The following is a 12,221-nucleotide window of genomic DNA, read 5'->3' as shown; positions in this document are numbered from 1 at the left end:
CCCACTCTCACGGACAGGAGACTGACGATTGTCCATTTTCGATCTCTTACTAGCAGCGAAAGATGAATACCGCCGTTGGCGCGATGGCCCGCCTGTGTCGCAACCAATGCAGCGACAGTCCAGACTGCAGCCGTTGACACCTCCTGCCTCGCCGCCTAGTCCAGCGCCAAGCGCGGCCCCAGCCCCGGCGACTCCACAGCCAGCAAGTGATCTGGCTGCCGTCAGGAGCTGGAGCCATCCGTTTGGCAGCAAGGCAGATCCCATCCAACAGCTAACCCACCTGGCGTCAGCCCAGGCGGGCTACTTCCCAATAGGCCGCAATGGCCTTTGGCATGGCGGGGTGCACTTTGACGCGGGAACGGCAGGAGCGGTTCGCCCAGAGGGTCAGAGCTACGTGCGCTGTCTCGCTGATGGGGAAGTGATTGCTTACCGCATCCCTGAAAAGACGCCCGAAACCACGTTTCACCCCGCTCCAGGTAAAACGAAACCAGTGCCTTTTGCTTCCGGCTTTGTGCTGGTACGCCATCGATTGGAAGCCCCCAAGATTGAGGGCAAGGGGACGCCGCCAAGCCTGATTTTCTACAGCCTGTACATGCATTTGGCCGATTGGGCCAGCTACCAGGCGGATATCAGAAGGGAGCGTCCTGCCTTCTGGCCCGAGTCACCTCAGCTCCGGGTCAAGGCAGCGAATAAAGACCCGCGCCTAAATCACCCGGATGAACTAGGCCTGAACCTTCGGCACTTGCCCTCGCACGGAAAGATCATTGGCTTCCTGCCGCACGGCGCGACCGTTACCGTCAGTGGTACAGGCGACTATCGAAAAGTAGAAGGCATCAAGGGCCCGGTGGATCTGCAAAATCCGGATGGCAGCTTACGTGGCTACGTCAGTCAGAGCGGGCTGCAAGCCTCTGGCGGTGGGTATCGTGTCATCAGTAATGAGCTGAAGGTTTTTACAGATGGCAATGCAGCGAGTGCGCAGATTTTCAAACTGCCCAAAGGCACGGAACTTACCCTGAGTAGTGAAGGAGCGTTTTGCAAGCTGGAAAGCGTCACCCAGTACGTACACTTTACTTCACTGGAGCGCGTGCGCACACCGGAACGTGGGAAGGTGGTCGTGCTCGACAGGCCCGTTCCGATCAAGGCTGGCCAACTGATCGGTCATCTTGGCCCGTATCAAGATTGCCGAGATGAACATTCGCAAGAAAAGTTGCACCTGGAAGTGTTTGCGTGCGAGAACGTGGAAACTTTCTTCAAGAATAGTCGTGAATGGGCTAAAGACCTACCCGAGAAAGAGAAGACCTGGCTGAAGCTGGAGAAAGGCACAAAGGCTGTCACCCACCAAGACAGCTACAGCACAGCCACACCACCCAACTTTAGTCATGATCACTCCCTGAGCAGCGCCCCTTTGCTGCTGCCCCGCTCCATGCTGGAGGGGCTTGCAAAAGACCGAAAGATTAAAGTGCCAGCCAATGAACACTCCAGAGCCAAGACTTGGTATCGGCTGGAAAACCTGATACTCGGCGCTGATAGAAAGGTCCTGCCGGACGTCTGGGTGTGCGATGAAGAAGGCACAACTCCCTCTCCCTGGGTCAGTCCATGGTCCTGGGATGGCTATGAAGTCATCTATAACAACGACCCACCGCAAAATGCACTGTCCTACTTTCTGTTCAACCTGGGCGATTATTTTAATGAGCAGGAACTTGATCAGTGGAAGCCATTGGCCGATGCCTCCGATAAAGGGCCGGTGCGACAGCGGTTGTTCGACATCATCGATGCCAATCGAGATGGCAAGATCGAGGCGCAAGAGGTTCAGCTAGCACTGGGTATTCCGGCTTATGCCCAATCCATTTCGCAACTGGTTATTCACTATGAAAGCGAATGGTATTACCAAAAGCGCAAATGGGATGCCTTGGATAAGGTCTTGGGGCATACAGGCTCGACACCTATTTTGAATTGGGTCGCGGAGAAAACGCGCATCAAAGAGTTGAGTTGGTGGGGTGAGGTGGCGGAACGAGGAATATTAACAAGGGGTGGCGAGGCTTACTTCCTACATCCGCTGTGGTTGAATGGTGTGTTTTTAACTGAGTGCGCGTGCGGTCGCGATATAACCAAAGAGGAATTGAAAAAGATCTCACCAGGGACATCTGACGATGTAATTGATGCGAATCTTTCCTCCATCAACCAAGGGTTCAATCAATTCCACATTACTACATGCCGGCAAAAGGCTCATTTCCTAGCACAAGTACTGCATGAGAGCGATAAGCTCTACGCCACAAGGGAGTATGGCGGGGAGAGCAAGTCATATGCCCCTTGGTTTGGGCGGGGATTCTTGCAGCTGACCTTAGAAGAAAATTACAAAAATTACGGCGTTTATATTGGGGAAGACGTCACCTCTTCGGATACAGCCAGAGATAAATTAACGAAGCCTCCACATAGTGCCCTGTCAGCATTTTGGTTCTATGCAGAACACAAAAAACTTATAGGAATTTCTGAGCATGATGATTTAAATATGATTACCGCTCGAATCAATGGTGGATTTAATGGCTACAATGATCGATTGAAGTATTTTAAGTCAGCATCTATGGTTTTGGGTGGAGCGCATCTGAGCAAGCTGGAAGCTTCGGGGCAATTTCCTTTTGATACAAGCGCCATTTATAAAAATAAAATATATTCATTAGCCTGGGGGATTTGGCATGACCCTGTCAGGACGGAGCATGGCGTGACTAAAGATAGGCATAAAGCTCTAGCTGGATACAAACAGGCGAAGGTTCTTTTGCAGTCAAGCCCAATGGATCCTGCCACACCTAACAAAAAAATCTATGGGATAAGATATATAGATGTTCAAGGGTTTGTAGATCAAAGAATTGCGGCGCTAACCTTGGAGTAATTATGAGTTGGTTTCGAGCATGGCTGTGCATTGGCTGCTTTATTCTTCCAGCACTGGGAATGGCTGAAAGCTTTGAGGTTAGATGTTTTACCAGCATGGAGAATAGTGGCGCACCAATTAATCTAAAGTTTTCAACAATGTTTGTTCCCTCGGATAAGTACAGGATCGGATATGTCGTGTACGAAAAATCAAAAGAGCCGATACCACTATACTTTTCTGGTGAGTCTGAAAGGGTCTTTGAGGAAGGCAGACCTTTCGAGGTTACGACAAAATGGAGGGAGATATTGAAGGGGGAGCAAGGTGGCGAGTATACGGTTATTTCCCAGGGGGCAATAATTTATGAGTTCTCATATCGCTCGAAGTCCGGGAAGATATTTAATTTCAACTACAACTCAAAGGCTACTCACACAAGCCAAGGTGGATGCAATTGGGGAGGCGTATAGTGCGATCAACATACTCGGCTTGTGATTTTTTGTTTTTTTAGTGGACGAATACTTCATGAGGGGAATTATCCGCATCGGCGATAAAACCACGGGTGGCGGCACCGTTATTTCGGGCTCTGCTGTGATGAAGTTTCAGGATATCGGCGTCGCACGTGTAGGCGACTCCGTCACTTGCCCGCTGCCTGGGCATGGTCCCACGGTGATTGCCGAAGGCCATCCGACATTCACTGACCACGGCATTCCCGTTGCGCTCCACGGCCACCGCTGCGCCTGTGGCTGTGTCCTGCTGAGTTCCTTGCCTCAGGCCACGGTGGGCTAACCATGCCGGTACGACTGGACAACATCCCCGCTCCAGCAGAAGCGCCTAGCCTGCCCTGCCTTTGGGTGTGGCTCGGCTTGCTGGCACTGTCACTGTTGGTCGGATTGGGCCTGACCCTAGCGCTCGGCGAAGAGTCGATGTTGCAGCAGTCGCTGAAGTTCTGGGGCCTCAGCTTGGGTGTTCCTAGTGCAATCTGGGGCGGCTTGCTGGTGGTGCGGCTCATGCTGTTGCTGCTGCAACAGGGGCGAGCCGAAGGATTCAACGAGCAACGCTCCCTGGACCTGACCAGCAGACTGCGCCAAGGGCGGCGTGCTCTTCAAATCGTGGCCAGCAGTTTCTACAGCGCCGCCCATGATGGGCGCGAGGATGGCCATACGCGCCAGATTGAAGCACTGCTCAATAACCGCAGCGTTCTGAAAAGCCAAGCAGCGCGAGGCCGCGAAGAGTTGGTGTACCGGCACAGCCAATTTCCTGCGACCTTAGTGTCTGAGGTGGAGGCCAATGAAGAAGCCTATTTGTTGGCGCTCTACCGTCGTGTGTTGTCCGACTTGGCGGAACCGCTTGCATCTCTGCCCTCGACACAGCCGCTGGCCCTATTGCTGGAAACCGAATGCACGTTAACTGATGAGCATCAGGCGCGGGCCTGGGCACAGGCCTGGCGTGAATCGGGCATCACGCAAGAGATCGAAGCCGTGAAGGGGACCGGGTTGGCGGCCATTGATCATTGGCTGGATACCCGCAGCAACGACCATGCGCTACTACTAGTGGTTGCCGTGCGATTGACCTCTGGGGAACAGGACGGCATCGCCGAGGCGGCCGTAGCGCTGCTGCTGAGCAATCGCCTGCGTCAGAGTGGGCTCATCCCACTGGCCAATCTGCATCGCCCCGAGCAGGAGCGTACGGCTACGGTGGATGACCTGCTGTACGCCGCCCATCAGGCGTTGAATTGGGCTCCCCTGCCGGTGGCAGCAGTCGAGCATGTCTGGTTAAGCGGGGTTGCACCGACGCGCCAGTCGGACATCACCAAGGTACTGCTCGATCTGCCGTCTCAGATCAAACCCGGGCTTGGCCTCTACGACCTGGACACTTCGCTCGGGCATGCCGGCTGTGCGGCGTCTTGGATCGCCATTGCGGCGGCCACAGAGGCCGCCGGCATTAACGCCAAGCCGCAGCTGATTTTCAGTGGGGCTGTGGACCCAGAAGCGATGCTCTGGTGCACCACGCTCACGGGCGTGTCGCCGTCTTCAACGTAGGTAGTGTTCGGTGGGTTTGTTCTTGCTCGTTTCTCTTGTCTTCGTCGTTATGGTACTGGGCTTCGGCTCAGCCCTATTCGTCAGTGTTCAGCCCGCGTTGTTCGGCATCAGTGCTGGAAGCGAAGAGCAACACTTGGCGTGGTGGGTGATCTCCGGCTTTTGCACGCTCGTGGTTCTCATACTGGCGGCCTATCTCTGGATAGGCCGGAGCCTGGGGCGCGATCGCTATCGGCTGGAGACGCGGCACAGCGCCCCGGCTGAGCCGGAAGCGCTTATGCCTGAGGCCGAGTCGGAGCCTGATGCGCTTGCCCGGCTACAAGATCATCTGCGCACGGAGCTAGGCCCCCTGTGGAGAAGCAAGGCCCGCTTGCTGCTGGTGTTCGGCGAGCCGGCTGAAATCGAAGCCATCGCGCCCGGATTGGAGGACGCCGGATGGCTGGAGTCGAATGGCGACGTTTTGTTGTGGGGTGGCGCTCTGCTCGGAGAGCAGAATATCCGGCGCTGGAGGGCCTTAACGTCATTGCGCTCAGCGTCTCCGCTGGATGGCGTGGTCTGGGCGCTGAACGAAGCTCAGTCTCGTGATGCCCAGGGCCTGGGCCATGGGGCGCATCGCTTGCGCGAACTGGCGCGCCAATTGCGTTGGCAAGCGCCGCTGTACCTGTGGCAGGTCTGTCAGAGTGACTGGGAGCAGATTACGCGTGAACGCCAATCCGTGGGCTGCCTACTGCCGGTTAAGGCTTCGGTCGAACAGATCGAATCGTCCCTACGCCAGTTGGTGAGACCGCTGCGCGAACAAGGCTTGGGGCAGATGTACAAGGTTCCGGCGCATGACTTCTTGCTGCGTTTGGCCCGGGATTTGGAGCGGGACGGCATTACCCAGTGGTGTAACGCTCTGGCGCCCTCACTGATTCCTTTTGCCAAGGGCATGCCACTGCGGGGCCTGGTCTTCAGCCCGCCGCAACCCTCTTCGGTTGTGGAGGGTATACAGCACGCCTGGTGGCCCAAAGCGGATTGGCAGGCGTTGCGCGAGGACCGGCAGGCCACTGGCCGTGTGCTGGGTTGGACCTGGGGACGTGGCACTCGGATGTCGTTGCTGGGGCTGGCCTGTCTCGCCGTACTGGCGGTGCTGGTGTCCTTCGTCAGCAACCGCAGCCAGATCGCCGCCGTGGAATTGGCCCTGGCGACCTTCAATACGCCGGGCAATGCCGATGCACAGCTCAAGGCTCTGCACGAACTGACCCGCGAGATGGCGCGTCTGGATTACCGGCGCGAGCATGGCGAGCCCTGGTATTTGCGCTTTGGCCTGAGCCAGAACGACGCCCTGCTGGCCGTGCTGTGGCCGCGCTATGCCCAGGCCAACAATCGCTTGATGCGCGATGTGGCGGCCAAGCACCTGGAGCAACGACTGACGGACCTGGCCGCCTTGCCGGCGGACAGCCCCGAGCGTGCGACACGGGCGGAAGAAGCACACGCCCAGCTCAAGGCTTACCTGATGATGGCCCGCCCGGAGAAGACCGATCCGGAGTTCCTGACCAAGGTGCTGGCCCGCGAGGAAACCGACCGTCCCGGTGTCACGCCGGGTCTCTGGCAAGACCTGTCGCCCAACCTCTGGGCGTTCTACGCACAGCACCTGGCGGCACACCCCGACTGGCGCACGGAGACTCAGCCCGGCCTCGTGGCCCAATCTCGACAAGTGCTGCTGAGCCAACTGGGCCAGCGCAACGGCATGGCCAACCTGTACCAGCAGGTGATCGACCGGGCGAGCAACAACTACGCGGCGATGACCTTGCTGGATATGGTCGGCGAAACCGATGCATCGAGCCTGTTCGACACCCCCAACAGCGTGCCGGGAGTGTTCACCCGTCAGGCCTGGGAGGGGCAGGTCCGCAAAGCCATCGACGAAATAGCCGAGGCCCGTCGCGAAGAAATCGACTGGGTGCTGAGCGATCAGCAGAGCACGATCGACAGCGACCTGACGCCCGAGGTACTCAAGGCGCAGTTGACCGAGCGCTATTTCCAGGCATTCAGCGACGCCTGGCTGGCCTTTCTCAACAGCATCCGTTGGCGCCAGGCGGACAGTCTGTCCGACGCGATCAGCCAGCTCACCCTGCTCAGCGATGTGCGCCAGTCACCGCTGATTGCCCTGATGAACACCCTGGCCTACCAGGGCAAGACCGAAGTCAAAGGCGAAGCCCTCTCCGATTCGCTGATGAAATCGGCGCAGCAACTGTTGGACAAGGGCAAGCAGCCGGTGATCGACCAGAAGGCCGCCGGTCCACAGGGGCCATTGGACGGCACCTTCGGTCCGCTCCTCGCTTTGCTGGGCAAGGAGAAATCCGCTGCCACCACCGGCGATGACAACCTGAGCCTGCAAGCCTTCCTCACCCGCGTCACGCGTGTGCGCCTGAAGCTGCAACAGATCACCACCGCCACCGATCCGCAGGCGATGACCCAGGCCCTGGCGCAGACGGTGTTCCAGGGCAAGAGCGTGGACCTGACCGACACCCTCGACTACGGCAGCCTGATCGCCGCCAGCCTCGGGGCGGAGTGGAATGGCTTCGGCCAGAACCTCTTCGTGCAACCACTCAACCAAGCCTGGGAAGGCGTGCTCCAGCCCTCCGCTGCAAGCCTAAATCGCCAGTGGCAGCGAGCAATCGTCGGCAACTGGCAGCGCTCCTTCAATGGTCGCTATCCGTTCGCCGCCACCGGCAGCGATGCGTCGCTGCCGATGCTAGGTCAGATGATCCGTTCCGGTACCGGTCGCATCGACCAGTTCATCAGCTCGCAACTGAGTGGTGTGCTGCACAAGGAAGGCAATCGCTGGGTACCGGACAGCGCCAATACTCAGGGGCTGCACTTCAATCCACAGTTCCTCAAAGCGGTCAATCAACTGGGTGAGCTGGCGGACATCCTCTACACCGATGGCGGCATGGGGATGACCTTCCAGCTCCAGGCCAAGCCCGTGCGCAATGTGGTGGAGACCACCTTCATCCTCGATGGCGTGAAGCTGGAGTACTTCAACCAGATGGAGAGCTGGCAGCAGTTCACCTGGCCGGGGGGAACCGACCATCCAGGCGCCTCCTTGAGCTGGACCAGTATTAATGCCGGGGCCCGCTTGTTCGGCGACTACTCCGGTACCTGGGGCCTAATCCGCCTGCTCGAACAGGCCAAGGTCACCACTCTGGACGACAGCAACACACGCTTTGAATTGGTGCTGACCGCGCCGGACAAGTTGCCTTTGACTTGGCAGATGCGCACCGAGCTGGGCAACGGCCCGCTGGCTGTGCTGCAGCTGCGGGGTTTCACACTGCCCACGAACATCTTCGTCACGGGGGCCGGGGCCTCCGATCCCTATGCCGTGATCGAGCCGTTTGAGTAGCTCTTGCCATGATCAAATGTCCACCTGCCATCCAGCGCGAAATGGATCGCCTACAACTGACTCTACTTGACGAGCACTGGCGAACGCGGCAGGCAAGCTATCGATTTTGCTGCCAGCATGGGCACGAATTTGCATGGAAGGCAGACGTCCTGCTGAGCCTTAGCGAATGTCCGCACTGTCGTAACGTCAGGAAGCTTCGACGTATTCAGGATAAAGCGGCGCAAGACGGTAGCCAGTGCCTGGATGAGTGGCGCGGCTCAACGGCGCTCTATCGATTCCGTTGCCTGAGCGATCCCTCTCACGAGTGGCTACGGTCGTTTACCGTGGCTCTGCGAACATCGTCCTGCCCCCATTGCAAGCCCAGGGGGCCTAAGCTAATGACCAATGGCCTGCAGAGATTGCAGGAGTATGCGAAGAGCCGAGGTGGCGAGTGCATCTCACCGATTTATCTGGGCGGGGAGCGCAAGCATTCGTTCCGCTGCGCCCAGGGGCATATCTGGGATGCTCGCCCCAGCAGCATGCTGGGTAATAGCACCTGGTGCCAGCAATGCCAATCGGACCAGCAGCGACTGGGGATTGATAAGGTGCGTGCCTCAGCCGTGGTACGTGGAGGACAGTTCCTGTCCACGGCTTATCTGAATGATCGGACGCTCTACGATTGGGCCTGCCAAAAGGGGCACACCTGGAGAGCCTGCTACGGTTCGATTCGCTCGGGTAGCTGGTGCCCGCACTGCGCCAATGATCAGCGGCGTCTCGATCTGCAAACGCTCCAGCGAGCCGCTGAGGCCAAAGGTGGTACTTGCCTATCCGATGCCTATGTCTCGACGACGAGCGACTACCAATGGCAATGCGCCAAAGGCCATATCTGGAAGGCCCAATACGCCGCAATCCGTAACGGCCACTGGTGCCAGCGGTGCCACATTGAGAGCAGAAAACTCACGCTAGAGCACATGCAGCAAACCGCCCGAGAGCGAGGAGGACTGTGTCTCTCGCTGCATTACGAGGGCGCAAGAGCTCACTACCAATGGCAATGCGCTCGTGGGCATACCTGGCGTGCGATTTATATCCATGTGCGCTCAGGGACTTGGTGCCCAACCTGCCACCACATGAGCCTAACCAAACCTGGCTCAGCCGCCTGGCGACGCTACCAAACGCACCAACCCCAAGATTGACGATGTGCCGTACATGAAGGGATTTAGGACACACCGATGAGTTTGCAAGGACTGATTTCCACCTGCCTGGATGGGCAAGATGCCGTGGCGCTGGCTGGTGCCGAGTTGCTGTGCGCTCCAGTGAATTGGCCTTAGGGGCCTCGCCCGAGCCAGGAGCGCCCGGCAGAGGTCATTCGAGTGCAAGCTAACGCTTCGGTCAACCGCTTGTTCATTGCCGCATGCGACCGGCACGGCCACGAGCGTGGGGTGGATTGGGTACAGGGTTCGGTGATTGTCGATGCGGATGGTTTCCCGCAAGCGAGGCCGGCGGAGGCCGTGGGCGAGCAGATCCTCGTTGCGACGCTTAACCTGGCAGAAGCGTGCAATAAACGAATCAGCCGCCACAACGACCTCCATCAGGACCGCCGTCCGGCGCTTTATGGAAACGCCGGATGCTCACTCGCGCTAGCGCACATCCCCATTTGCCAGCAAAGAGACTCACAGCGTACGTCCACCGCATGAGTTACCTGTGCAAGGCCAAGAGCAAGGTCTATGGCGATGGGCAGCATGTCTGCGGATATAGCAGGGAGTAGTCCAACATCAGAAGCTTGGTCACTACCTTTCTCGCACGAAGCTATTAGATCTGGTTCGACGTCCTCGGATGTCCTTCTCTTCCTTGGCGCGCCGCCGATCCGCGAGGGAGCGTTCGGGCCTTCTGAGGGGCATGACACGTGCGCAGTCGCGGTGGTGCGGAATGAGCCTACAGCACGAGGAGAACCTTCCTCCTGACAGTTCGATTGGCACTAACACAATATTTATCGCGCCGATTGGTCTGCCCCACTTGTACGTCTAACCACCCGCCCGCCCGGGCCCTATGCGTGTATTCGGGGTACTGCCAGACAATAGAACGTTCTATTCAATGGAGTAACGGACATGGAAATGGATAATCCCTACCGCCCCCCCGAGGCCGAGCTGATCATGGGTAGCGCAGAGGCTGACCAGGTCAGGCCATTCTTCATCACCTCTCTGCGCAAGATGGCGACGCTCTACGTGCTGACTTCCGGCCTGTACAGCTTCTACTGGATGTACAAGCATTGGTCGATTCAGAAGCTGTACATGTCGCGCAAGATCAATCCCCCGTTGCGTAGCTTCTTCATGCTGTTCTTCATCCACTCCCTCGCGAGGCGTATCGCCGAGGCGTTGCCGGAAACGGTGCGCAAGAGTTGGAGCTACCGGAGTGATGCCACCTGGGCAGTCATCCTGATGATCGTTGCGACTTTCATTGACACTCTGAGTGATTTCGCTTCTGCCTTGTCCACCTTGCTGCTGCTGATCGCAGTCCATCTGCAACTCATTCCGCTATTGAGCATCCAGCATCGTGCCAACCAAGCGGGCGGTCATCCGCTGGGTGATACCAACGCTTCAATGACCCGTTACAACCTGCCGTTCCTAATCTTAGGAGGACTAGTTTGGGGGCTGACCCTAATCGCTAGCGTGGCGGATCTCGCGGGAATTGCTTAGCGCACATTAGCCAACAAGGAGTTCACGGTGTACTTCCACCGCATGAGCTACCTCTGCAAGGCCAAGGACGATGGACAGTGATAAATCAATTCGTGGAGCGTATAGCGTGCTCTAGAGAGCCAGCATTCATCGTCACGATTGACTGTCAGAGGGATGAGCACGCCACTGCAACGCCGATTGGACGGTTCGTGCCCGATCTCAAGCGGATGTATGACGCCGTCGTTTCCATGGAAGACGATCTGCTCAGCAAAAGACAGCGGATCTTTCTGGATGCATGCCAGGACGTGGGCATTGAGTTCAGCCCTCTGGTTGGCATCACCTGCCTGGATGAGAGTGAAAGCCGCTACCTCAGTACGGCGGAGACGACCAATTGGCTCGTGGAGCGTATCCGCTCACGCTTGCTCAGTCAGGGATAGTTGCCCTAGCAGTACCGATCTCTCACTCGAAGATTTACCTAGCGCCACTGGCGCGCTTCGGCGGCCTTTAGCAGCTCAGCTGAAATGCCTGCACGCAGAGCCTGTTGCCGTGCGAGGTATACCTGATAGCTCTGACGAGCGACCTGGCCAGCAATGAACAGCGCTACGAGCACAACCAGTGCATTCAGAGGGCAGAGTGCAACCGTAGGGACAGGCTCCCCAGGGAGCACTTGTAGAGCGAGCAGGCTGGCAAGCATCGCTATCAGAACGCCCAACCCCGCGTGGAAGATACGCTGCAATGCGTTGCGACAGGCCAGGTAGTTAGCCACAGCCCATAGCTGTTCCTCAGTGGGCTCGACGGAGCGCGGGTTGGGCATCGGTTCGCCTTGCATGGAGCCTCGTCAGGAGGGATCGGCCGGTACGCTACGTCGTTGTTCGCTCCGGTAGATCAGTACGATCAGTCTGGCAATTGTGAATGGAGAGAGGCTTACTTGATCTGCCAAGTGGCAAAGCTCGGCCCAAGCCTTTTGTTGTCGATGCAGCTTTGCTTCCGCCAGCGCTGCTGCTGAGGGAATACTGCGCTCGATGACATCGGCCAAGGTCGGTAATAGGGCCAAGAAAGCATCGGTTGTTTCCTCAAGCGAGTCTGTTTCGCGATCATCCACGATTGAGCCCCCGTCAACAGATTGAGCAATGCAGTTGCCGGGTATGAAGCGGCTGCAGGTGCGTAGTACGTCGGTGAACCAGTACTGAGCCTCCACAAGTCGCAGGATGCCCATCCGTTGCAACTCATCGGTGTTATGCCGATGACCTGATCATGAATGTGGCCGCGCGAAGGCGGCCCCCCATTGA

At 57.7% G+C, this 12,221-nt stretch carries 8 protein-coding genes and 1 pseudogene; 8 read left to right on the top strand and 1 reads right to left on the bottom strand.

Features of this window, described 5'->3' with window-relative positions; translation table 11 throughout:
• Positions 1–28 precede the first annotated feature (28 nt).
• The 8 genes and pseudogenes from GA645_RS16715 (at position 29) to GA645_RS16680 (ending at position 11,369) form a co-directional block, all read left to right on the top strand.
• Positions 29–2,887, top strand: a complete 2,859-nt coding sequence (locus GA645_RS16715) for a hypothetical protein (protein ID WP_152224120.1) — start codon at positions 29–31, stop codon at positions 2,885–2,887.
• Positions 2,888–2,889: 2 nt separating this feature from the next.
• Positions 2,890–3,330 carry a hypothetical protein gene (locus GA645_RS16710; RefSeq protein WP_152224119.1) on the top strand — a complete coding sequence of 147 codons (441 nt, stop codon included), beginning with the start codon at positions 2,890–2,892 and terminating at the stop codon, positions 3,328–3,330.
• A gap of 55 nt (positions 3,331–3,385) precedes the next feature.
• The gene (locus GA645_RS16705; protein WP_152224118.1) at positions 3,386–3,649 is read left to right on the top strand and encodes a PAAR domain-containing protein; all 264 of its coding nucleotides are present in this window, start codon (positions 3,386–3,388) and stop codon (positions 3,647–3,649) included.
• 2 nt (positions 3,650–3,651) lie between these two features.
• The gene (locus GA645_RS16700) at positions 3,652–4,902 is read left to right on the top strand and encodes a hypothetical protein (RefSeq protein ID WP_152224117.1); all 1,251 of its coding nucleotides are present in this window, start codon (positions 3,652–3,654) and stop codon (positions 4,900–4,902) included.
• A gap of 274 nt (positions 4,903–5,176) precedes the next feature.
• Positions 5,177–8,281, top strand: a complete 3,105-nt coding sequence (locus tag GA645_RS16695) for an ImcF-related family protein (RefSeq protein ID WP_256676195.1) — start codon at positions 5,177–5,179, stop codon at positions 8,279–8,281.
• 1,237 nt (positions 8,282–9,518) lie between these two features.
• Positions 9,519–9,876 (top strand): annotated as a pseudogene (locus GA645_RS29070) (nitrilase-related carbon-nitrogen hydrolase); the annotation flags it as partial.
• A gap of 489 nt (positions 9,877–10,365) precedes the next feature.
• Complete coding sequence (locus tag GA645_RS16685) at positions 10,366–10,953, top strand: hypothetical protein (RefSeq protein ID WP_178119563.1); 588 nt, start codon at positions 10,366–10,368, stop codon at positions 10,951–10,953.
• A 188-nt stretch (positions 10,954–11,141) separates the two neighbouring features.
• A complete protein-coding gene (locus GA645_RS16680) occupies positions 11,142–11,369 on the top strand; it encodes a hypothetical protein (protein ID WP_152224116.1) in 228 nt (75 codons plus the stop codon).
• 401 nt (positions 11,370–11,770) lie between these two features.
• Here the strand turns inward: GA645_RS16680 and GA645_RS16675 are convergent, their stop codons facing one another.
• Entirely contained in the window at positions 11,771–12,148 is a 378-nt protein-coding gene (locus GA645_RS16675) for a hypothetical protein (protein WP_152224115.1), read from the bottom strand.
• Positions 12,149–12,221: the final 73 nt, after the last annotated feature.

The organism is Pseudomonas sp. SCB32, from assembly GCF_009189165.1.
Lineage (GTDB): Bacteria > Pseudomonadota > Gammaproteobacteria > Pseudomonadales > Pseudomonadaceae > Pseudomonas.
This window is presented reverse-complemented; position numbering and strand designations above follow the sequence as displayed.

Coding starts and splice junctions, on each gene's coding strand:
- GA645_RS16710 (WP_152224119.1), top strand. CDS start 2,890: ATGAGTTGGTTTCGAGCATGGCTGTGCATTGGCTGCTTTATTCTTCCA.
- GA645_RS16705 (WP_152224118.1), top strand. CDS start 3,386: ATGAGGGGAATTATCCGCATCGGCGATAAAACCACGGGTGGCGGCACC.
- GA645_RS16700 (WP_152224117.1), top strand. CDS start 3,652: ATGCCGGTACGACTGGACAACATCCCCGCTCCAGCAGAAGCGCCTAGC.
- GA645_RS16695 (WP_256676195.1), top strand. CDS start 5,177: ATGCCTGAGGCCGAGTCGGAGCCTGATGCGCTTGCCCGGCTACAAGAT.
- GA645_RS16685 (WP_178119563.1), top strand. CDS start 10,366: ATGGAAATGGATAATCCCTACCGCCCCCCCGAGGCCGAGCTGATCATG.
- GA645_RS16675 (WP_152224115.1), bottom strand. CDS start 12,148: ATGGGCATCCTGCGACTTGTGGAGGCTCAGTACTGGTTCACCGACGTA.